We start from the raw sequence: 21,703 nt of genomic DNA, 5'->3' as shown, positions 1-21,703 counted from the left end.
TATTACTGTATATCTAATAAAATAATTAAATTCTAATTACGGTAAATAAAAACGCCTGAACGATTATTTTTCACTTTTCCTTTTTGGTAAGTTAACTCACCATTTACAAATACACTTTCGATTCCCTCAGCAACTGACATAGGATTTTCAAATGTTGCTGTGTCTTTAATATTCTTTGGATCAAATAAAACTAAATCGGCAAATGCGTCTTGGCGAATCTCACCTCTTCCCGCGAGGTTGTAGCGCTTCGCAGACATTCCGGTCATTTTGTGAATCGCTTCTGGCAGCGCAAACAGTTTTTCATCTCGGCAGTAGTGGCCTAAGACTTTCGGGAAAGTGCCCCACAATCTTGGATGTGGATGCGGGTCATTTGGTAAACCATCAGAACCAACCATGGTCAGCTTGTATTTCAATACGCGCTTTACGTCGTTCTCATCCATGCAGTGGTAAACCGCACCGGCTGGTTGAAGCGCTTTTGCTGCGTCCATCAGTGGTAGGTTCATCTCATCAGCAATCTGCTTAAGCGTTTTGCCTGCATGTTCAGGCTTTGCTTTAGACCAAGTGATGAAGATGTCGAAATCGTCTGTCACCTGTTTCAGATCTAATGTCGAAGAGCTCGCTGAGTATGGATAGCAGTCGCAAGACACATCTTGGTGCTCTGAAACCTTGTCCATCAAATCAAGCACTTCAACAGTTCTGCCCCAGTTGCCTGCACCTGCACATTTAAGGTGAGAGATAACAACCGGTACTTTCGCGTATTGGCCTGTCTCAAACGCCTCTTCCATCGCGCTTAAGATCTCTTCAAATTCGGTACGCATATGCGTGGTATAGATGCCGCCATGGCTAGACAGCACTTTGGCTAACTGCATCACCTCATTCGCGTTGGCTTGCTTCGCACTTGCGTAAGCCAAACCAGAACTCAAGCCTAATGCGCCCTGCTCCATTGCTAAATCAAGGTTGCTTTGCATTGCTGCAATTTCTTCTTCGCTTGCGGTGCGTTGTAGGTCGTCCATCACTTGGTTACGCAGTGTGGTGTGGCCAACTAACGCTGCTACGTTCACCGCTGGTTGCGCTTGCTCTACCGCTTGTGCATACGCCGCAAAAGTTGGGTATTTAAAATCAGCCTGCGCACCTAAAAGATTCATTGGGTCAGGTGGATCGCCAGCCAAAACCGTTGGCGATGCGCTGATGCCACAGTTGCCAACAATCACGGTTGTCACACCTTGGCTGACCTTAGGTAGGCAGTCTGGGTAACGAATTACGTTGGTATCGTCATGTGTATGTACATCGATAAATCCAGGAGCCAATGCTAAGCCTGCTCCCTCAACCAACTGGCCACAATCTTCGTGATCGATTTGACCAATTTCGGCGATTTTTCCATCAAGGATTGCTACATCGGCACAAAACGATTGTTCGCCGGTGCCGTCAAACACCTCTACATTTTTGATTATCGTATCGAACAACATTTTTCACTCTCTCAATCCACTGTGTTGATGGAGCTATATTAGAAATCCAGCCGATTATTTTCAGTGACAAAACACACATAATATTTTAATTTGTGTGATAGTTTCTATCACAAAACACATTATAGATATATTTAAACATTAAATAACAACCACTTAAATCATGTTAGGAATCAGCAATGAAACATAACCCTGCACAAAAAGATGTTATAAAGTATCAAAAAGATAGTTTCATCTTGACTGAAAAAGGCCAAAAAGGGAGAGCAGTATCACAATCTGAGAACGGTGTTTATCGACTGGTTGATGAAGACATTTCGCTTCCGGTAGCAATTATCAAACAATCAGCGTTGACCAATAACCTGAATTGGATGCAATCATTCGCCGATCATCATCAGGTTAAATTGTCGCCACATGGCAAAACATCGATGACGCCTGATTTCTTCCGTCAACAGCTAGAAAATGGCGCTTGGGGAATTACCGTTGCGACACCTGCACAAGCAGAAATTGCAGCAATGGCAGGCGCAAAAAGAATCATCATGGCTAACCAATTGGTAGGTAAAACCAACATGGCGATCATCGAACAGCTTATTAGTGAGTTCGATGTTGATTTCTATTGCTGTGTGGATTCATCGGTAAACGTGCAGCAACTCAACCAATACTTCGCCAACAAAAAGCAGACGCTAAAAGCTCTAATCGAGTTTGGTGTTCCGGGTGGCCGTTGTGGTTGTCGTTCACCTCAAGAAGTTTTAGAACTGGCTCAAACCATTCAAGATACGCCTGCACTTTCGCTAGCGGGTATTGAGGTGTATGAGGGCGTGATTCATGGCGACAATGCCGAGCAAGACATTCGTACCTTCTTAAACCAAGCGCTGACCTCGGTCGAAAGCCTCGCGTCAGATGGCCTAATTGCAGGGCAACCTATCATCACGGGCGCTGGTTCTGCTTGGTATGACGTGGTTGCAGAATGTTTGGCGAACCTAACCGATTACTTGGCGATCATCCGCCCGGGCTGCTATGCCATTCACGACACAGGCATTTACCTAGACGCACAAAGCAAAGTGTTGCAGCGTGCCCAAGCAAACCAAGGTTACGCGTGTGAATTGGGTGGAGATCTGGAATCGGCACTTGAAGTATGGGCGTATGTAATCTCTCGCCCAGAACCGACCAAATTAGTGGTTGGGTTAGGCAAGCGTGATGTGGCCTTTGATGCGGGTTTACCTATTGCCGAACGCGGCTATCGCAGCGGCGAAGCGATCTCAGTGAAAGGGCTGACTGCTACCTCCGTGATGGATCAGCATACTTTTGTTGAAACTGACGGCTCTTCTGAGATTGAAGTAGGAGACATGATTGCCTTCTCAACCTCACACCCGTGTTTAACCTTCGATAAGTGGCGCTACATTGCCATCAGCGATGACGACCATCAGGTAATAAACTGGGTGGAAACCTGTTTCTAAATCGAATTCTCGATAAGCTAGAATCAGCGAAACAATAAGATATACTAACGGGGCTAAGCTTTAGCGACCAATGACTAGGTATTAGCAAATAGCCCCATCAACAAAGGATCAGGATTCTTGAGTTTAGAAGTAGATATCATTTCACAGATAACAGAGCGTTTCCCTGTTCTTCGTGATGCAGAGAAAAAAGTCGCTAAGCTGATCATGGACGACATTGATTTTGCTGCCAATGCCAGCATCACAGAGCTTGCTGAAAGCGCTCAAGTGAGTGAAGCCACCATTACACGTTTTGCTAAAGCGATCGGTTGCAGCAACGTACGTGATATGAAGATTAAGTTGGCTCAGACGCTAACCGTTGGCCAGCGCTTTATCCTCGAACCGGTTGACCAAACGGGTTATCAAGGTATCTACGAATCGATCAAGCAAAGCCTAGACATCAACCGCACCTTGTTCAAAGAGCAAGACGTTGAAACCGCAGTCAGCTGGCTGCATAACGCCAGACAGATCATTGCTATTGGTATGGGTGGTGGTTCAACCATTGCTTCTCAAGAGCTGCAACATCGACTGTTTCGTTTAGGCTACCCAGTGGTGTCGTACAACGATGGCTTGATGTCACGTATGGTTGCTGCTACGGCAGATGCTAATGACGTAATGGTGATGATCTCTGCGACTGGCTTTACACCAGTGATCACAGAAACGGCAGAGCTGGCTAAGCAGTACGGACTTAAGATCATTGCGATTACCCCACAAGATACACCGCTAGCAAAAATTGCCGATATCTTGTTACCCATCAAGCATATGGAAACCGACTTCATCTACAAGCCGTCGGCTTCTCGCTACGCTATGTTGGCGTTAGTGGATGTGCTTTCTATGGGAATCGCAGTCAATCACAAGAACCGTTCGCGCGACAAACTGCGTCGCTTGAAAGTTGCGCTCGATTCTTACCGAGGCGGTGGCGATAGACAGCCTCTCGGTGATTAACGAATCAAGGATAGAATGAGCTTAAATTCACGCGCGCGGCAGTCTTTCACAAGCTCGTATAAGCTCATTTCTAATCCTGTGATTTGGATACCAGCATCCATTAGTCGACGGATTGCCAGATCTTTGTTGAGTGCCGTTCGTGAGCTAACACAGTCGCCAACTACCTGAACCTTGTACCCAAGTTCCAACAACCCCATTGCGGTTTGATAAACACAAATATGAGCCTCAATACCACACACTAACCAAGTCTCTACATCCTTGGCTTGAACCGCCTCAACAAACTTGGGCTCATCACACGCGTTAAACGTGAATTTAGGTATTGGTTTAACATCACTCAAAAGGTCATTGAGTTCATCAACCGTCGCACCTAGCTTCTCTGGATTCTGCTCCAAACGAATAATTGGCAGACCCAAAACCTGTGCGCCCTTAATCAACTTTCCACAGTTAGAAATAAGTGTCTCATTCTCATCAACAAGGCGTGCAAGCTTACCTTGCACGTCCACAACCACCAAACATGTATTTTGTTTCATTAGCATGTGTATTCCTTGTTTTTGGCAGCCTAACTCACTACGCAACCGGATGAGCATTTTTTCTACTATGTAACGATTCAACTTACAAAGCCATACAGTAATAGGTACAAGACTACGGAATAATACTCACCAACGGTCGAAAGGTCGCAAAACAAAAATAATTGATACTGGCATGACATTTAAGAGTGAGTAACAAAAATGAACAAGATAACAAAATCAGCATTAGCACTGGGTTTAATCAGCGCAGTTTCTCTTCCAGCTTTAGCAGCAGGTACTGACGGCGGTGCGTACATTGGTGGCGGACTTAGTGTCTACCAAGATTCTGACACAGACGGTCACGGTAGCTTAGATTCAGATGGCATGGGCTACAACCTATACGGCGGCTACCAATTCAACCGTATCGTAGGTGTTGAACTTGGCTACACAGATTACGCAAACTACAAAAATAGCGCTGAAAAGCTGTCTCCGACGTCTGTTTCTTTGTCAGCAAATCTTGGTTACACATTCGACAACACAATCCGCCCATTCGTATTGGCTGGTTTAAGCTCTGTTGACCTAAACGCAAATAAGAGTGCTGGTTACGCTGATGACAGCGGTACGGGTTTCCACTTTGGTGTAGGTGTTGAATACACGCCAATCGAACACCTAACGCTACGCTTAATCTCGCAAGCGGATGCAGTAAGCGTAGACGACACGGTCCAATTTAAGAACTCTCAGATATCAGCTGGTGACCACACGCTTGCCTTCAAAAGCATTAGCTTCGGTGGTTCATACAACTTCTAATGTGATTGAACCACATAGAATAAGCTGAACATACTAATTCACTTTGCTGTTCCACCTTGTCATGAAGGTCACTCAGTAAAGTAAATTTTTTGTATCTACACACCTTAGCGTCATTTCACTTTAGCCAGTTTATCGCTCAGCGCCTTCTATTTGAGCTTTATGCATTGATATTAGAGTTTTCTTGGTAGCGAGACTAAAATAAAGGGATAAGTGACACAGGAAGACAAGACCTATGAATCTACCACGCTTAAACATGTCGATAAACAAACTCCCTTTCGTTTTGGCAGTGTATTACCTGCTTGTCATTAACTTGCCTATCTCACGCGAACTGTTCAATATTCTTAGTGCCTCACAAGCCGAAAGCATTGGGTTTATCATCTCGATCCCATTTTTCTTTCTCGCCGCATTCAACTTTATCTTTCAAGTATTCAACTGGCCGATATTCGCCAAAGCTTTTTTTATCTTGTTACTACTTACTTCCTCTTTAGTCAGCTACAGCATGTTCAACTACGGCATTTTTGTAGACTATGGAATGATAGAAAACGTCTTCGAAACCAACAGCGGAGAGGCTGCTAGCTACCTAAGCAGCTATTCTATTTTATGGTTTGTTCTGATGGGAGGAGTCCCGTCACTGCTGCTTTTATTTACGGATCTTGAAAGAGAATCTTGGAAAGATTTTGCTATTGGGAAGGCGATTGGATTGCTCTCTTCGTTGATCGTCATTGCCATCATTGCCGGGTTGTTTTACAAAGATTATGTGTCGATTGGTCGTAATAACTCTCATCTTAAAAAGATGATCATTCCGACCGAATACGTAGCATCAACAGTCAAATACATCAATAACACCTACATCAAACAGCCCATCCCCTATCAAGAATTGGGATTAGATGCTCAACTCAAGCCACAAGCAAAAGCGGCAACCAAACCGACCTTATTGGTGTTTGTTCTTGGTGAAACAGCACGTGTATATAACTACCAATATTATGGCTATGAGAAAGAAACCAATGCTCATACCAAACCCTATAATCCGATCTTTTTCTCTGATGTTCAGTCATGCGGAACAGCCACTGCGGTTTCTGTGCCGTGTATGTTTTCTAACATGAACCGAAGCAACTACGATCGCGACAAAGCCTACAACCAAGATAACGTAGTCGACATTATGAACCGCGCGGGCATTCACTCTATCTGGCGAGAGCACGATGGTGGAGACAAGGCGGTCGCACATCGAATCAAAGAGATGACTCTCGTCGCCAAAGACAGCGACCCGCTGTGTAATAAAGATGTGTGCTATGACACAGCCATGCTAGAGAACTTCGAACAAGATACTCAAGTTCTTAAACAAGATAGCATCATTTTCTATCATATCTCCGGATCTCACGGCCCAACTTACTTTGAGCGATACCCAGAAGATCATAAGAAGTTTGTGCCAGACTGCCCACGTTCTGATATCGAAAACTGCACCAAAGAGCAAGTGGTCAACACCTACGACAACACCATCTTGTACACAGATTTCTTTCTATCACAGGCTATTCAGAAGCTAGAGAAACTCACCGATAAGTACAATGTTGCGCTGATGTACATTTCCGATCACGGAGAATCATTGGGAGAAAATGGCGTCTACTTACACGGCATGCCTTATTCATTGGCACCGAAAGAGCAAACCCATGTGCCTATGATAATGTGGATGTCTGATGGTTTCGCCGAGCAGAAAGGGATAAACCAGACCTGCTTAAGAAAGGCAGGCAAAGAACAGAGCTTCTCCCAAGATAACCTGTTCGACTCTTTACTCGGCCTAATGGATGTACAAACCAAAGAATACCGAGAGAACCAAGACATTTTTGCTTCTTGTCGCTAGTGCTTTTGCTTATGTAAACCATCGGAAAACTCGAGTTGCCTGAGCAAGCTCTCAGCAACCTCCCCTAAAAAGAAAAGACCTCGGTCTTTTCTTTTTTTTGTCGCTAACATGGAGCCAGAGTGCTAATTTATAACGACGAAACAATGAGCTACATTTAATAGAGACAATAATGGAAGAGTCCGTCGTACTCCAAAGGCCAACATGTCTTATTAGACTTCATCTCACTCACATCGCTCATTGAACTTACCACGATTAAGCTCAGTTCAATACCGCGCCTGAATGGCGCCGCAATATCAATGTTTACGTCATATCATTAAGGACAAATGAATGGACGCTTTCATAATTTCAAGCTGGCAATTTTCTGAGGGTGTGGCACATGAACACACCACCAGCCCAACCTCATTCGAGCAATCAACTTGGTATCACTGCCAAAGAGATGCTGACGGTTTGAGAGAATGGCTCCACAGTAATACGGTTCCAAATGCCATCATCGATTCATTACTCACCGATGACACCCGCCCTCGATTTGAACAATTTGGTCACGACTGTTTTTTGATGATTCTGCGAGGTATTAATCTAAACGAAGGTGCTAACCCTGACGACATGCTTAGCCTACGCATCTTATGGTACAAAGGCACTTTAATATCGACACGTAAAGTTCCTTCAAAAGCGGTCAGTAATCTGATATCTGATCTCAAACAAAACCAAGGCCCGACATCATTACCTGATGTATTACTGGGCATGATACGTGGAATCAACCACAGTATTTCAACCTTCCTAGCACCCGTCGAACTATTAATTGACGAGTTAGAATCTACATCCAATATCGACATAAGATCCATTAACGCTCTACATTCAAGGCTACTCAGACTAAGGCGTTATTTGAAGCCACAGAAATACGTTTTTGAAGATTTAATGAGTGACCTACCTGCGCCATTGAGTAAGCACAACAGTCATATAAAGAACAGCCTTGATACCATCCTGAGAATTAACGAGTCTGTTGAGTTTTACATCGAACAAATTAATGTATTTTTAGCGAGCCTAAGTCAGCAACAAGCTGAAAAAATGAATAGAAATACGTACCTATTTTCTATCATTGCAGGTATTTTCCTCCCTGCTGGGTTTTTCACCGGTTTACTGGGTGTCAATATCGCTGGGATACCCGGAACAGATAACCCGATAGCATTTCCACTATTTTGCGTTGGGCTGCTCGTGGTCATAGCGGCAGAGGTCGTTATTTTGAAAAAATTGAGGTTTATTTAATGGTTGAGTTTTTGCAATCCAATATGTGGCTTAGACAAGTAGTTTTAGGTTTACTTCTTATCACTGTGTATTGGGTGATCAAACGCTTAGGTAAGAACTGGATAGAAACATTAGCGGAAAATAAGCGTGTCGAATTGAAGCGAAAGCAGTTCGTGATTAAGTGTTTCAATATTGTTCTGTTTCTACTCTTCATCGCTGTGTTTACGATTGTTCTTAACTTGGGTTTTGGTGATATTTCTCTGTTCTTGTCTTCGATATTTGCGGTGCTGGGTGTCGCTTTATTCGCGCAATGGTCGATTCTAAGTAACCTCACAGCCAGCGTACTAATATTTTTCGTCTTCCCTTATCGCATTGGCGACAGAGTAAGAGTCGCGGAGAAAGACGAAGACATCAGCGGTGTGATCATCGATATCACCATGTTCCATGTTATTCTTCGACACAGTTCGGGCAACATTATCACCTACCCTAATAACCTGATCCTACAAAAAGGCGTAATCAAAGTTTTGGTTGAACCGGAAGCAAAAAGTGAAGCAGGTGATACTGAGCTAACCAAAACTGAAAATTCAGAATCATAAGATCTACTGGTGCCTTAGATATCGGCAAGTCAAACAGATAGACACAGCGAACTGATTCGTAAGATATTAAAAGAGCTTAGTTCGACATGGATTGCAAAACTTGGCGATAAAGGACATTAGAGAGAAGCTTCAATAAGGTAAAAAGTCTAACACCCAATACTTACGCCAAACAAGGCGGATTAACCATAGATGTGTATGGTGGAGTGAGATCTGACTAACCCACCTTTTCTCTATGACGAACGCACTGTTTATAACGTACACCTCTGTCTTTTGTGCCCCATTCGTAGCAAGTTTTATTGAGTTTAGAATTGCGACTCCATATACTGAAAACACCATCAGACGGAGGACAAAAATGAATAATAAAAACAAACATATAGTTTTAATTCATGGTCTATATATGCCTGCGTTGATCATGCAGTATCTGGATAGAAACTTCAAAAAACGCGGCTTTACAACGCACAAGTTTGCCTACAACTCGCTGCGTTTCCCTTCTGCAGCCAAACGCCTCAATCGCTTCGTAAATGCTCGCTTTAATGAGTACGATGAGGTCTATTTTTTTGGTCACTCACTCGGTGGCTTGCTGATTCGCCACTACTTTAAGTTCTACCAACCCGACTTTGCAGACACCTGCATTATTACCGCAGGTACGCCGCACAATGGGGCAACCATAGCCAAAACGTTGTCGAATCATGGTCTTGGCTTTATCTTTGGCTCGAGCAAGATGATCTTAAGTGATGGCTTGGGTGATTATGATATTGATGTGCCGATTGGCGTGATTACCGGCACCTATGACGCTGGTGTAGGGCGCATTGTATTGGGCAGAAACCCAGGTGATGGCACGGTGACGCTTGAAGACGCGAACCTGCGAGGCGCAACAGACACCTGCGCCCTCAAGCTCAACCACACGGCGCTTGTCTACTCCAAAGAAGTCGTAACACTGTCGGCTCAGTTCATCGAACACAGAGCTTTTAAGGACGCTTCATAGCTTATTTCCATTAGCTTTTGCGCGTTGACTCCTGTATCGAGCTCTGTTCTCTTATATGTGAAAGACAAAAACAAAAATACCACTCTGCGATAAGAGTGGTATTCAAAGATTCATTACTGAAAGTGAGTGCTTGTTATACTTTCTATACTTGTTACAAGCGATTAACTCGTGTTGGTAGGAACACCTCACCCAACATGCATCGCACCGAACCACCACCAATGTCTTCAATCGTTTTCACGTTAAATGGTAGCAGCTTGCCATGTGTCGAAAGCTGAGCTAGTTGGGCTGGAGAAAACGCATCGTAAGCCGATTGAGACATCGCGATCACCTTGTCGCCATTCACGGTTTCAAGCTGCAGGATGTTGCCACAGAAACGGTTCATCTGATCAATTGAGATAGAGATAACCTGCTTATCTTTAGCAAGCGACTTCACCACAAAGCGGCGTTCAAACTCAGGAATCACTTCATCACAGATCACGCAGAAGTTATCGCCAATCGCCATCATCACATTGGTATGGTAAATCGGTTGGCCAGACGGTAATGCCGTTTGGAACGAGACCACGCGAGAATAACCAATGCGCTTCGCATAATCTTCTAACACTTCGCGGTCACAACGCTGAGAAAGCGCAGCGTAGATGGTCTTGTTGATATGGTCGATAACCATCACGCCCGTGCTCTCTAGATAAGAACCTTGCGCGATGTAAGACTCTAGAGACTCGCTATGGTTAACAATGCGACCCGACGCTTCTAACGCTTCAATAAGAGCATTTAGCTTAACTTCATTCTGACGGTTTTCACACGCCATAGGGAACGTGAATAAGCTTCCATCACTACAGGTACTGAACCAGTTGTTTGGGAAAACAGCATCCGGAGTTTCAACGCCCAATTCTGGGTAATCAAACTCTACAACTTGCACACCTTCTTTACGCAACGAAGCGACCATAGCTTTAAATTCGGCCATCGTTTCTACTTTCACCTCAGCTTCGGTCAGATTAACTCTGTGCTGAAATTCGTTATCACGTGCTGTTTCTTCGTTAAATTTAAACTCTTTTGGTGGCACCATAACAACGCAATTGGCGTTTTGAACATTAGTGATATGAAGTGATTTTTTGTGTAGGTTTAACATTTCAACCGTCCCTATCTTTTATTTACTTAAGAATTGTAAACAACTTGTTACGACAAGATTCACTGAAAAGAATATTTATTTGAATATTTATCCCAAACAATTACTGCAGATCTTAGATTAATCGGTAATTTTTACTGCAAGATAACAGCACATCAGAAAGAACCAACTGTATGCATATTCGTTAAGTCACTTTATGGATAAATATTCTGATTCCATTTTCTCGCCCATCACGAGTTTTGATTACAATTCAATCCATTTAACGTTAGGATTATCACCGTTGCATAACAATCAATTACGTTTGAAATAAGCTTAACTTTTCCTGTCTAATTCAATCTAAAATAAGCGTCATGAAAGACACTCTTTGGACCTTTCCTGTATCGCTTAGACAAAGTTTTAGTGTTTTAAAGCCAAGTGCCTAAATAGGCGCTAGAACAAAATCCATCGAATGACTTAATACTGATAAGAACCCATGGGCGCTTATATAATTTCAAACTAAGACAGTTAAATTTCGAATCAAGACCATAAAAACAAAGCTGCACCAACGATGCAGTCGCTTATAGATGCACTAGTTTATAAAGGGAAATCTATGTACAAGAAATTTGAAGGCTTTACTGAAGCCTTTCCAAAGGGAGAGCCGATACAACCTCCTACTGGCATACTGGCATTCTGCCGCCATTACACTCGAGGTTTTGAAAAACCGTTAATCTTGCTCGGCCTAATGAGCATGACCATCGCGATCATCGAAGTCGCGTTGTTCGGTTACATGGGCCAACTGGTTGATTGGCTATCAACCAGCAACCCAGAAACCTTCTTAGCAGATAACCAATCCACACTCATGGGGCTGGGTGTTCTGTTATTGGTCGTGATGCCGATCTTGATCAGTGTTTACTCGCTTTTGCTTCACCAAACCTTGCTGGGCAACTACCCGATGTCTATTCGTTGGTTGGCGCACCGCTATCTTTTGAAGCAGAGCTTGTCGTTCTATCAAGATGATTTTGCCGGACGTGTTGCCACTAAAGTAATGCAAACATCGCTCGCAGTACGTGAAACCGTGACCAAAATGGTTGATGTGTTTGTTTACGTAACGGTTTACTTCACGGCAATGCTGTTCATGCTAGCCGAATCAGATTGGCGTTTGATGGCTCCGATGCTGATTTGGCTGTTCGTTTACATCGGTATCCAACTGCACTTCGTACCAAAGCTGAAAGACGTATCATCAGAACAAGCCGATGCGCGATCGTTAATGACAGGTCGTATTGTCGATAGTTACACCAACATCGCGACGGTGAAACTGTTCTCACACAGTAAAAGAGAAACCAAATACGCCGAAGAAGGCATGGAAGGCTTCCTAGATACTGTGCACCGTCAAATGCGCTTGGTAACTGGCTTCAACATCTGTGTTGAGTTCGCTAACTATCTATTGGTGTTCAGCATTGCTGGTATCTCTATCTACCTATGGCTAGATAGCGCAATCACCGTGGGTGCGATTGCGATAGCGGTCAGCTTGGCGCTGCGTATTAACGGCATGTCGAAATGGATCATGTGGGAAATTGGTGGTCTGTTTGAAAACCTAGGTACCGTGATTGATGGCATTAAAACCCTGTCTAAACCTATCGCTATCGAAGACAAGAAAGACGCGAAGCCTCTGGACGTTCCACAAGGCGGTATCAACTTCGATAACGTGAGCTTTAACTACGGTGAGAATAAGGGTGTGATCAACAACCTAAACCTCAACATCAAACCGGGTGAAAAAGTGGGCTTGGTTGGCCGTTCAGGTGCAGGTAAATCGACCCTAGTTAACTTACTGCTGCGTTTCCACGATGTAGAAAGCGGCCGCATCCTGATTGATGACCAAGAGATCTCGAGCGTTACTCAAGATTCTCTGCGCAGCAACATTGGTATGGTAACTCAAGATACCTCACTGCTGCACCGTTCGATCAAAGACAACATTCTTTACGGTCGACCAGAGGCATCAGACGAAGAAGTATACGCGGCAACTAAACAAGCACACGCGCATGAGTTTATCGAAACGCTAACCGACCCGTTTGGCAACGTTGGTTACGATGCTCAAGTGGGTGAACGTGGCGTTAAGCTTTCTGGTGGTCAGCGTCAACGTGTGGCTATCTCACGTGTTCTTCTAAAGAATGCTCCATTACTTGTTCTCGATGAAGCAACTTCTGCACTCGATTCTGAGGTAGAGGCAGCGATTCAAGAGAGCTTAATTGAGCTAATGGAAGGCAAAACGGTTATTGCGATTGCACACCGCCTGTCGACCATTGCAGCGATGGATCGCCTGATCGTACTTGATGCCGGCAATATCGTAGAAGAAGGCACGCACCAAGAGCTGATTAACCAGAATGGTATTTATGCGCAGCTATGGAATCACCAAACCGGTGGCTTCATTGCCGATGACCTTGAGCAAGCTACAAACGCTTAATTTTTGTGCTATTTTAAAAGTGCGATGTGATTCACAGCAATTTGTTTATTAGCGGTAAATTACACATGGCAGAATGTTATGTCGTAATTATATAATGACATTAACACCAAAGACGCCTCGCTTGCGCGTTCTGGAATAAGGCTAGACTTCGGGGGGAGGCTAGCCTTTTTTATGCCTGCTATTTGGCGCTCTTTGCTACCTGTCCAATAAACTTCATCGATCCTTTTGTTTTTTTCTTGGCGTTTTTTTCTTAAAATGCGCGCAATATTCTTTCTAGAGATCAACCATGAACAAAAGTGTCTTAACTAACGTTATCGCGTTAGCGCTGCTTGCTGGCGGCTATGCGACAGCAAACCAATACTTGCTTTATGCAGGCCTATTCGCCTTTTCTGGTGCCATCACCAACTGGCTTGCGATTCACATGTTGTTCGAGAAAGTACCCGGCCTATACGGTTCTGGAGTGATTCCAGCGCGCTTTGAAGAGTTCAAGGCAGCCATCAAGCAACTGATGATGGAGCAATTCTTTACAGAAAGTAACATCGACCGCTTCCTAAGCAGCGAGATGACAGGAAAGTCGCTCAATCTAGAGCCTGTGATTCAGAAGATCGACTTTAACCCTGCATTCGACTCACTGGTGCATGTTATCGAGAACTCTCAGTTTGGCGGTATGTTGGCAATGTTTGGTGGCACAGAAGCACTAGAGCCAATGAAAGCGCCGTTTGTTGAGAAGATGCAAGAATCTGTGATTGAAATCAGCAAGAGTGATTCTGTAAAAAATGCCATCAAAGACGAGCTAGAATCGCCTGCGATGATGGATGAAATCAAAGAAAACATTGAGGCGATCATCGATCAGCGCTTGAATGAACTAACACCTAAGCTGGTTAAAGAGATGGTTCAGACCATGATCAAGAAGCACCTTGGCTGGCTTGTGGTTTGGGGCGGTGTATTCGGTGGTGTGATTGGCTTAATCTCTGCGGCCATTACGCTTTAAGGCGAACAAGTTTATCGGATTGCTCTTTATCTGACGCTCAACAAAAAATGGAAGCTTATTGCTTCCATTTTTTATATCTAAATCACGTTGGTAAGCGAAATTAGGCCACTATTTTAGAGTTGCCAACAACTCAGGGTTCACGCCGAAGCCCTTTTTATGCTCTTCAATCACCACTTCACTACGTGTCTGAATCACACCAGGCAAGGTGCCCAACTTCGTTGCCATAAACGCTTGGTACGCCTTCATGTCTTTCACTCGAACCTTGATCATGGTGTCAAAGTCACCCGACAGTGAGTAGCACTCTTCCACCTCAGGCATCATTTCCACGGCTTGGGCAAATTTGTCGAAGATCGAAAAGCTAGTCTGATCGAGACGGATATGGATAAAGACTTGAACATCGAGTCCCAGCTTTTCTGAACAAAGCTCAGCATGATAGCCCGTGATGTAGCCCTCTTTCTCCAATCGCTTGAGTCTATCAGAGCAAGGTGACGTCGTAAGGTTGACCTGTTTTGCCAGTTCAACAACAGGTAAACGCCCTTTCATATGCAGAATTCTTAGTATCTCTTTATCGATACGATCGAGCTGATGCTGAGACATAACATTCCTTAAACATTCTAAATTCCGCTCAGTATATTCCATACCAAGTGCAATCGAAGAAAACCTCGCTCACACATTTAAAAACTAAATGCACGGATGATATTCACGCCAGATATAAACACATACAAATAGATAAGAACCCTTATAAATCAAACTCTGGTTATTAACAAATTATTATAGAAATGACCCGATTAACAAATAAGTTGAGCCGGAAACGAAAGAAAGGATATAGGCCAAAGTGAATAATATAATTATCAAAGAGAAAGGATGACTCTATTATGAAAACGCAAGAACTCGCATATAAACCTTACGGTATTGGTTCATGGACACACGTAACGGTATCAAAAGATGTTGCTCAGGCACTAGCAAATGAATACTCAAACTATGGATGGGAAGTGAAGATTGATGGCAATGCCATTAACAGCGAGATCGCACTAAAAGCGGCTTAAATGACAAAAAACCTCCCAAACGGAGGTTTTTTTGATATCGGTTAGTAAGCACTTACCATTAACTAAGCTAAGCCAACTTGGGGAACAGCACTTCCAGTTTCGCAACGACAATTGCACGTGCGGCAGAAGTGCTGAGTTTCCATATCGTAGTACAGGTTTCCACTAAATAGTTTTGACGTCCATTGCATCATACGGCCAGAAGCTGTCTCGGGCTCTGATTCACAACGTTTCATTATAGACTTATGTAGTGTTGTTTTTTTACATCCTTTGCAATAGAGATCAGGCATACCTTTGTCCTATAGGTCTTTAGTGGTTACTGACAATTGACACATCATGTCCAATTCGGTTCCACAATTCACCGAGCTAATGACAAAAGTGAGCGCCAAGTTCAAAAAATAGCCATTTTTCTGTTTTATTTTTTGACATCACACGCCATTGAGTAAGTTGATCTTTCCCTTCTCACGCAAGATCCTACCGCTTCGATTTACATTGTAAACCCCCATTTCAATATCAGAAAACCTCGAATAAACTTAATTTGAAATAAGACAAAGGTCGTACTCACATAAAAAAATAGAGCCACCGAAGTGACTCTATTGTTCATGTCTTTTGCTAATTCATTGGTATTTTTACAATGTAAATTAGTCTAGCTCAACAAGGTTCTTCTCGAACTCAGCGTGTTGCTTCTTTACTTCGTCTTCAGGCTCGCCAGTAATTAGGCTCACGATAACGATAGAAAGCGTCGATAGGATGATTCCCGGTACGATTTCGTACACATCGAACCAACCGCCCGTGAACTGTTTCCAAAGTACAATCGTCACACCACCAACCACGATACCCGCTAGAGCGCCGTTACGGTTCATACGAGACCAGTACAGGCTCAATACAATAGCTGGGCCGAATGCAGCACCAAAACCAGCCCATGCATAAGATACAAGGCCAAGAACTGAACTGTCTGGCGTCATCGCTAGCACAAGTGCAATTAGAGAGATTAGGATTACCGCGAAGCGGCCTACACGAACGATCTCTTCAGACGTCGCATCTTTCTTAAGTACTTGCTTGTATAGATCTTCTGCCATCGCAGATGAAGAAACAAGAAGTTGTGAATCCGCAGTACTCATGATTGCCGCTAGGATTGCAGCAAGTAAGATACCTGCGATTACTGGGTGGAACATCGCGTTCACAAGAAGCATGAAGATCTTCTCGCCATCGTCTAGCTTAGGCGCGCCAGAGTTAGTCACGTAGATTAGACCAACAAGACCTACTAGCATTGCACCAACCATAGACAGAGCAGACCATACCACCGCGATACGACGCGCTGTTGTTAGGTCTTTGTTGCTACGTGTTGCTTTGAAACGAGCAAGGATGTGTGGCTGACCGAAGTAACCTAGACCCCATGCCGCTAGCGAGATGATCGCGATAGCAGAAAGTGGCTCACCTTTCACATCATTCCATAGCGTGAGAAGCTCTGGGTTGATGTTGTGAAGATCAGTCGATAGCTGACCAAGACCACCGTTCATCGCTGCGATTGGTACAATCAATAGCGCAGCAGACATCAGCAGACCTTGAACCAAATCCGTCCAAGATACCGCAAGGAAACCACCAAATAGCGTGTAAGAAACCACACATACTGTACCGATGATTACCGCTGTTGTGTAATCTAGGCCGAATACTGTTTCAAACAATTTACCACCTGCTACCAAGCCAGAACTTGTGTAGAAAAGGAAGAATAAAAGGATAAAGAAAGCAGAAATTGTTTGGATCAGCTTAGAATTATCATTGAAACGACGAGATAGGAACTCAGGTAGCGTCAGTGACTCTGTTGTAATGCTGTAAGTACGCAGACGCTTAGCACTGATTAACCAGTTCGCCCAAGTACCAACTAGCAGGCCACCAGCAAGCCAGAATGCTTCAAAACCAGCAGCATAAGCGTAACCCGGTAGACCAAGTAGTAGCCAACCACTCATGTCTGATGCACCAGCAGAAAGTGCAGCAGGCCATGGGCCTAGCGAACGACCACCTAGGAAGTAGTCTGTCGAGCTAGAAGTACGTTTGTAAGCAATAACACCGATTGCCAGCATCATAATTAGATACGCAATGAACGTCGTCGTTATTGCAAAACTGTTTTCTATCATTTGATAGTCCTCATTTGTAAAAAGCCTTCCATACCTAATTCAATGCAAGACACTCACCGTAAAGGCAAGCGAGTGCATTGAGTTAGGTATTGAGGCTCCAAGGCACTATGAGTTAAATCCAAAGATGGTGAAACCAACAATGGAGAAAACAAAAGTGCTTAGAGCCAATGTTACTGAAGGTTAGTGAGCTTCGCTTCCAAGTTCGAGCAAGGTCGCGTTACCGCCCACGGCTGTTATATTTATAGTTCGCGTACGCTCGGTAATGAAGCGCAGCGATAGGTGTGGATCATTAGCAACATTCATTGCCGTTAGATCCGTTTCAGCTACTAAACCGACGATTGCACCGTCACGCTTAGCAAGTTGTAAATTGATAGCTTGAGCCGTTTGTGAATTACCCACGTAACCCGCACTTCGTACATCGCAAGACAGCAGCTGTTGAGCAGCGTCGTACGAGGCAACCTGCACCAAGTTCGTCGGTAAATTCGCTTGTTTCGCTGCATCAGCGATCAAGGTGTTGAATTGCACGTCATCACTGCACAATTGCACGCTGTTACCCGCTAATAGTGCTGCGGTAATCATCGCGGTTGCTGTTTGCAGTGCTGGCTCTTTGTCTTGGCAATCATCAACAATCACCAAAGCCACACCACGTCCTGCAGCATACAGCTCGTTTGTTTCACCAGTCGGGCCAGCCATTAGGTGCTGCTCAGAAAGCAGCGCAGAGGCTTGCTCTAGGTGATAAGTTGCCACTGCCGCCAAAGACGTAGATTGGCTTTCGATCTCTGATTTGAATGCAAGTACCTGAGCACTCTTATGATCAAAGTCGGTAAGATTCCATTGTTCCCACGCTAACAAAGCATCAGAAAAACCTGTCACTTGATGAACCATGATACTGCTCCTTATGCCTTGTCTTGTGATTGAGAAAAATGAACATCAGTAAAGCGGTATAGGTAGTGAGGACCACCCGCTTTAGGGCCAGTACCCGACAAACCTTGACCGCCGAATGGTTGAACACCAACAACAGCGCCCACTTGGTCACGGTTGATGTAGCAGTTACCCACACGAATGTGTTTCTCGATCCAACGGTAAGTTGTTTCGTTACGGCTGTGGATACCCATAGTTAGACCAAAACCGGTTTGGTTAATTTGGTCTACTACTTGTGTCAACTCACTCGCTTTGAAGCGAACGATGTGAAGCACAGGGCCAAACTGTTCTTCTGTCAAGCAGCTGATGTCATCGATTTCAAACGCACTTGGTGGAACAAAGTCACCATGTTCACAATCCGTACCTAAAGAAAGTTGAGCCACCTTCTTCTGGGTATTGGTCATGTTTTCTAAGTGCGCCATTAGCTTCTGTTTTGCGTTTTGGTCGATAACAGGGCCAACATCGGTTTTATGAAGGTGTGGAATACCAACACTCAACTCGTCCATTGCACCGTGAATCAATCCAACCACGCGGTCTGCAATGTCTTCTTGGATGTAAAGCACACGCAGTGCAGAACAACGTTGACCTGCTGAAGCGAATGCAGAACGAATAACATCACGAACTACCTGTTCAGGCAGTGCGGTACTGTCGACGATCATCGCATTCTGACCACCGGTTTCCGCGATAAACGGAACAGGCTTAGCGTTACGACTTGCCAATGACACGTTGATACGTTGTGCTGTTGGTGTTGAACCCGTAAAGGCAACGCCCGCAATGGCATCATGGCTGGTAAGTGCACTGCCGATCTCAGCGCCACGCCCCGGTAGTAACTGAATAGTGCCAGCAGGGAAACCCGCTTCATTCATCAGTTCAACGGCGCGAGCTGCAATTAAGCTTGTTTGCTCGGCAGGCTTAGCCACAACCGTGTTACCCGCAACCAAAGCTGCTGTAATTTGGCCAAGGAAGATAGCGAGAGGGAAGTTCCAAGGGCTAATACAAACGAACACGCCACGACCTTGTCGAGAAGCAATTCGTGTTTGGCCATCAAAACCTTTTAGTTCGAAACCTTGTAGGTTATCCGCTTGTTTTGCGTAGTAACGACAGAAGTCGACCGCTTCACGCACTTCATCAATGCTGTCGTGAATTGTCTTACCCGCTTCTTGATGACAAATTGCCACCAGCTCAGCCAGGTTTTCTTCCATCAGATCCGCCAACTTCTCAAGCGCAGCGGCTTTGGTTTCAACCGATGTCGCATTCCAATCAGCAAATGCGGCGTCTGCACCAGTGATCGCTGCGGAAACATGATCAAGGTTTGCAAAAGCCACCTGACCCACGCTAATACGACGATCGTAAGGTGCTGTTACTTGTTCAACATTCTGATCAGCCTTGATCATGCTTTCGGCAAGAGATTCGCCGTTGATCACAGGTCCAGCAGTCCATTGATTGTTCAAAAAGCCTTTTACTTGCTCTTCAAACTGATGCGCTTCGCTCTCGATATCAATGTTCACACCGTATGAGTTCTTACGCTCAGGGAATACCGCTGGCGGCAGAGGAATCTTAGTGTTGTTCAACGTATCGAATGCCAAAAGCATGTCGACTGGATGCTGTGTTAGCTCTGCTACAGGGCAACGAGCATCAACCAAACGGTGTACAAACGAGCTGTTTGCACCATTCTCTAACAGACGACGTACTAGGTATGGCAGTAGATCTTTATGGCTACCAACTGGCGCGTAAATACGTACCGACTGTTGGTAAGCTTCCATTGCATGGTTGTAAAGTGAATCACCCATGCCGTGTAAGCGTTGGAATTCAAAGTCTTTATGGTCTGTCATCACTGCAATAGCGGAAACCGTATGAGCATTGTGGCTAGCAAACTGCGGGAAGATATTGCCACGAACACTTGGGCTCAATAGATAACGCGCACACGCTAGGTAGGCTACATCAGTCGCTTCTTTGCGAGTGTAAACAGGGTAGTTATCGAAACCAGCTTGTTGTGACCATTTGATCTCACTATCCCAGTAAGCACCTTTAACTAGGCGAAGTGGGATTAAGTCACCCTGCTCTTTTGCTAGGCGGTTTAGCCAAACTAGAACCGGTAACGCACGCTTTGAATACGCTTGAATAACCAGACCAAACTTGCCCCAGCCTTTCACTAGCTCGCTGCGATACAGTTTTTCGAATAACTTAAGCGAAAGCTCTAGGCGATCCGCTTCTTCTGCATCAATCGTGATCGCAACATCAAGCTCAATCGCACGGCGCAGTAACTGCTCTAGCGTGTCGCATAGCTCAGTCAGTACGCGGTCTTCGTTCGCCACTTCGTAACGAGGATGAAGTGCAGAAAGCTTGATAGACACAGATGGCGCTGGGCTAGATTTTGAAGAGACATAAGTGTCTCGACCTACGGCTTCAATCGCCATTAGGTAATCTTTAAAGTACTTATTTGCGTCAGCTGTGGTCAGTGCTGCTTCACCTAGCATGTCGTATGAGTAGGTAAAGCCTTTGTCGCGCATCGACTTACCGTTCTTTTGCGCTTCAGCAATGCTGCGGCCAAGAACAAATTGGTGACCCATCACTTTCATCGCTTGGTGCATCGCTTTACGAATTACCGGCTCAGAAAGCTTGTTCACTAAACGGTTAACCGCTTGTCCAGCACTCTGCTCGTTCGATGAAAGTCCAACCACCTTGCCTGTTAGCATTAAGCCCCAAGTTGAAGCGTTAACAAAAACCGAATCAGAATTCTTTAGGTGAGACTTCCAATCCGCAACGCTTAGCTTGTCGCGAATCAGTGCATCAGCCGTTGCTGAATCAGGAATACGCATCAAGGCTTCCGCCAGACACATCAGCAAGATGCCCTCTTGAGTATCTAAGCTGTATTCAAGCAACAGTGCATCGATCATCTGGATAGAAGTCTTATCCGCACGGATAGCTTCGATCAAAGAAGTCGTTTTGTCTGTGATTTGCTGCTTTTCAGACTCAGAAGGGGTAGCTAGTGGCAGAAGTTGCTCTAGCCATTGGGTTTCATCCACCATATATAATGGTGAGATAAGCGTCCAAAGATCAGCAAGCGACTGCTCATTGAATTCTGGCTTTAACACATCAGTAGCTGTAAACATGCGTTTTCCTTAATCTCACACCCGAAAAGAGTTCGGGATCTCTACAAT

17 protein-coding genes and 1 pseudogene are annotated in these 21,703 nt (G+C 44.6%); 11 read left to right on the top strand and 7 right to left on the bottom strand.

What is annotated here, in order from left to right; genetic code table 11:
* Positions 1-32 precede the first annotated feature (32 nt).
* Positions 33-1,466 carry an amidohydrolase family protein gene (locus tag AB4185_RS16115; RefSeq protein ID WP_372135656.1) on the bottom strand — a complete coding sequence of 478 codons (1,434 nt, stop codon included), beginning with the start codon at positions 1,464-1,466 and terminating at the stop codon, positions 33-35.
* Between the two features lie 176 nt (positions 1,467-1,642).
* Here AB4185_RS16115 and AB4185_RS16110 point away from each other — a divergent pair, with 176 nt between their 5' ends.
* Both AB4185_RS16110 and AB4185_RS16105 read left to right on the top strand, forming a co-directional pair.
* Complete coding sequence (locus AB4185_RS16110) at positions 1,643-2,917, top strand: amino acid deaminase (protein WP_372135655.1); 1,275 nt, start codon at positions 1,643-1,645, stop codon at positions 2,915-2,917.
* A 117-nt stretch (positions 2,918-3,034) separates the two neighbouring features.
* On the top strand, positions 3,035-3,898 hold the full coding sequence (locus AB4185_RS16105) for a MurR/RpiR family transcriptional regulator (protein WP_229647596.1): 864 nt from the start codon (positions 3,035-3,037) through the stop codon (positions 3,896-3,898).
* Here AB4185_RS16105 and AB4185_RS16100 read toward each other — a convergent pair.
* Positions 3,895-4,434: a hydrolase gene (locus AB4185_RS16100; protein ID WP_229647595.1), complete on the bottom strand. Its 540-nt coding sequence runs from the start codon at positions 4,432-4,434 to the stop codon at positions 3,895-3,897. The genes AB4185_RS16105 and AB4185_RS16100 overlap by 4 nt on opposite strands.
* Positions 4,435-4,626: 192 nt before the next feature.
* On the opposite strand from AB4185_RS16100, the gene AB4185_RS16095 reads away from it, so the two are divergent.
* The 6 genes and pseudogenes from AB4185_RS16095 to AB4185_RS16070 all read left to right on the top strand — a co-directional run bounded on the left by AB4185_RS16095 (position 4,627) and on the right by AB4185_RS16070 (position 9,889).
* On the top strand, positions 4,627-5,211 hold the full coding sequence (locus AB4185_RS16095; protein WP_065584469.1) for a porin family protein: 585 nt from the start codon (positions 4,627-4,629) through the stop codon (positions 5,209-5,211).
* A gap of 232 nt (positions 5,212-5,443) precedes the next feature.
* Positions 5,444-7,066 (top strand): phosphoethanolamine transferase, encoded by a 1,623-nt coding sequence (locus AB4185_RS16090; RefSeq protein WP_372106678.1) that lies wholly within the window; start codon positions 5,444-5,446, stop codon positions 7,064-7,066.
* Positions 7,067-7,393: 327 nt separating this feature from the next.
* Positions 7,394-8,329 (top strand): CorA family divalent cation transporter, encoded by a 936-nt coding sequence (locus tag AB4185_RS16085; protein WP_065584471.1) that lies wholly within the window; start codon positions 7,394-7,396, stop codon positions 8,327-8,329.
* Positions 8,329-8,904: a mechanosensitive ion channel family protein gene (locus tag AB4185_RS16080; RefSeq protein ID WP_017070158.1), complete on the top strand. Its 576-nt coding sequence runs from the start codon at positions 8,329-8,331 to the stop codon at positions 8,902-8,904. Before AB4185_RS16085 ends, AB4185_RS16080 begins: the two co-directional genes overlap by 1 nt.
* Positions 8,905-8,922: 18 nt before the next feature.
* Positions 8,923-9,122 (top strand): annotated as a pseudogene (locus AB4185_RS16075) (AraC family transcriptional regulator); the annotation flags it as partial.
* Between the two features lie 134 nt (positions 9,123-9,256).
* Entirely contained in the window at positions 9,257-9,889 is a 633-nt protein-coding gene (locus AB4185_RS16070; protein WP_017067109.1) for a triacylglycerol lipase, read from the top strand.
* Between the two features lie 151 nt (positions 9,890-10,040).
* Here AB4185_RS16070 and AB4185_RS16065 read toward each other — a convergent pair whose 3' ends face one another.
* Positions 10,041-11,015 carry an arginine deiminase-related protein gene (locus AB4185_RS16065; protein WP_372135654.1) on the bottom strand — a complete coding sequence of 325 codons (975 nt, stop codon included), beginning with the start codon at positions 11,013-11,015 and terminating at the stop codon, positions 10,041-10,043.
* A 586-nt stretch (positions 11,016-11,601) separates the two neighbouring features.
* Between AB4185_RS16065 and AB4185_RS16060 the strand changes: the two genes are divergently transcribed.
* Together AB4185_RS16060 and AB4185_RS16055 are read left to right on the top strand one after the other, a co-directional pair.
* Positions 11,602-13,452 (top strand): ABC transporter ATP-binding protein, encoded by a 1,851-nt coding sequence (locus AB4185_RS16060; protein WP_372135653.1) that lies wholly within the window; start codon positions 11,602-11,604, stop codon positions 13,450-13,452.
* A 286-nt stretch (positions 13,453-13,738) separates the two neighbouring features.
* Positions 13,739-14,443, top strand: a complete 705-nt coding sequence (locus AB4185_RS16055; RefSeq protein WP_017065155.1) for a hypothetical protein — start codon at positions 13,739-13,741, stop codon at positions 14,441-14,443.
* A 108-nt stretch (positions 14,444-14,551) separates the two neighbouring features.
* Here AB4185_RS16055 and AB4185_RS16050 read toward each other — a convergent pair whose 3' ends face one another.
* Entirely contained in the window at positions 14,552-15,040 is a 489-nt protein-coding gene (locus AB4185_RS16050; protein ID WP_004732526.1) for an Lrp/AsnC family transcriptional regulator, read from the bottom strand.
* Between the two features lie 278 nt (positions 15,041-15,318).
* On the opposite strand from AB4185_RS16050, the gene AB4185_RS16045 reads away from it, so the two are divergent.
* Entirely contained in the window at positions 15,319-15,489 is a 171-nt protein-coding gene (locus AB4185_RS16045; protein ID WP_004736895.1) for a hypothetical protein, read from the top strand.
* A 638-nt stretch (positions 15,490-16,127) separates the two neighbouring features.
* Here AB4185_RS16045 and putP read toward each other — a convergent pair.
* From putP to putA, 3 genes are all read right to left on the bottom strand, one after another.
* Positions 16,128-17,618 (bottom strand): sodium/proline symporter PutP, encoded by a 1,491-nt coding sequence (gene putP / locus AB4185_RS16040; RefSeq protein WP_029236483.1) that lies wholly within the window; start codon positions 17,616-17,618, stop codon positions 16,128-16,130.
* A 183-nt stretch (positions 17,619-17,801) separates the two neighbouring features.
* Entirely contained in the window at positions 17,802-18,506 is a 705-nt protein-coding gene (locus AB4185_RS16035; RefSeq protein ID WP_102333569.1) for a 1-pyrroline-5-carboxylate dehydrogenase, read from the bottom strand.
* 11 nt (positions 18,507-18,517) lie between these two features.
* A complete protein-coding gene (putA, locus tag AB4185_RS16030; protein ID WP_102333570.1) occupies positions 18,518-21,655 on the bottom strand; it encodes a bifunctional proline dehydrogenase/L-glutamate gamma-semialdehyde dehydrogenase PutA in 3,138 nt (1,045 codons plus the stop codon).
* Positions 21,656-21,703 lie beyond the last annotated feature (48 nt).

Source organism: Vibrio sp. 10N.286.48.F5, assembly GCF_041469785.1.
GTDB classification, from domain to species: domain Bacteria; phylum Pseudomonadota; class Gammaproteobacteria; order Enterobacterales; family Vibrionaceae; genus Vibrio; species Vibrio crassostreae_C.
Note: the sequence above shows the minus strand (reverse complement) of the source record. Positions and strands in the feature narration are given on the sequence as shown.

Bases quoted from the DNA above. Each gene is read 5' to 3' on its own strand.
- AB4185_RS16090 (WP_372106678.1), top strand. From the start codon at position 5,444: ATGAATCTACCACGCTTAAACATGTCGATAAACAAACTCCCTTTCGTT.
- AB4185_RS16050 (WP_004732526.1), bottom strand. From the start codon at position 15,040: ATGTCTCAGCATCAGCTCGATCGTATCGATAAAGAGATACTAAGAATT.
- AB4185_RS16095 (WP_065584469.1), top strand. From the start codon at position 4,627: ATGAACAAGATAACAAAATCAGCATTAGCACTGGGTTTAATCAGCGCA.
- AB4185_RS16060 (WP_372135653.1), top strand. From the start codon at position 11,602: ATGTACAAGAAATTTGAAGGCTTTACTGAAGCCTTTCCAAAGGGAGAG.
- AB4185_RS16080 (WP_017070158.1), top strand. From the start codon at position 8,329: ATGGTTGAGTTTTTGCAATCCAATATGTGGCTTAGACAAGTAGTTTTA.
- AB4185_RS16035 (WP_102333569.1), bottom strand. From the start codon at position 18,506: ATGGTTCATCAAGTGACAGGTTTTTCTGATGCTTTGTTAGCGTGGGAA.
- AB4185_RS16055 (WP_017065155.1), top strand. From the start codon at position 13,739: ATGAACAAAAGTGTCTTAACTAACGTTATCGCGTTAGCGCTGCTTGCT.
- AB4185_RS16115 (WP_372135656.1), bottom strand. From the start codon at position 1,466: ATGTTGTTCGATACGATAATCAAAAATGTAGAGGTGTTTGACGGCACC.
- putA (WP_102333570.1), bottom strand. From the start codon at position 21,655: ATGTTTACAGCTACTGATGTGTTAAAGCCAGAATTCAATGAGCAGTCG.
- AB4185_RS16100 (WP_229647595.1), bottom strand. From the start codon at position 4,434: ATGCTAATGAAACAAAATACATGTTTGGTGGTTGTGGACGTGCAAGGT.
- AB4185_RS16045 (WP_004736895.1), top strand. From the start codon at position 15,319: ATGAAAACGCAAGAACTCGCATATAAACCTTACGGTATTGGTTCATGG.
- AB4185_RS16065 (WP_372135654.1), bottom strand. From the start codon at position 11,015: ATGTTAAACCTACACAAAAAATCACTTCATATCACTAATGTTCAAAAC.
- AB4185_RS16070 (WP_017067109.1), top strand. From the start codon at position 9,257: ATGAATAATAAAAACAAACATATAGTTTTAATTCATGGTCTATATATG.
- AB4185_RS16110 (WP_372135655.1), top strand. From the start codon at position 1,643: ATGAAACATAACCCTGCACAAAAAGATGTTATAAAGTATCAAAAAGAT.
- AB4185_RS16085 (WP_065584471.1), top strand. From the start codon at position 7,394: ATGGACGCTTTCATAATTTCAAGCTGGCAATTTTCTGAGGGTGTGGCA.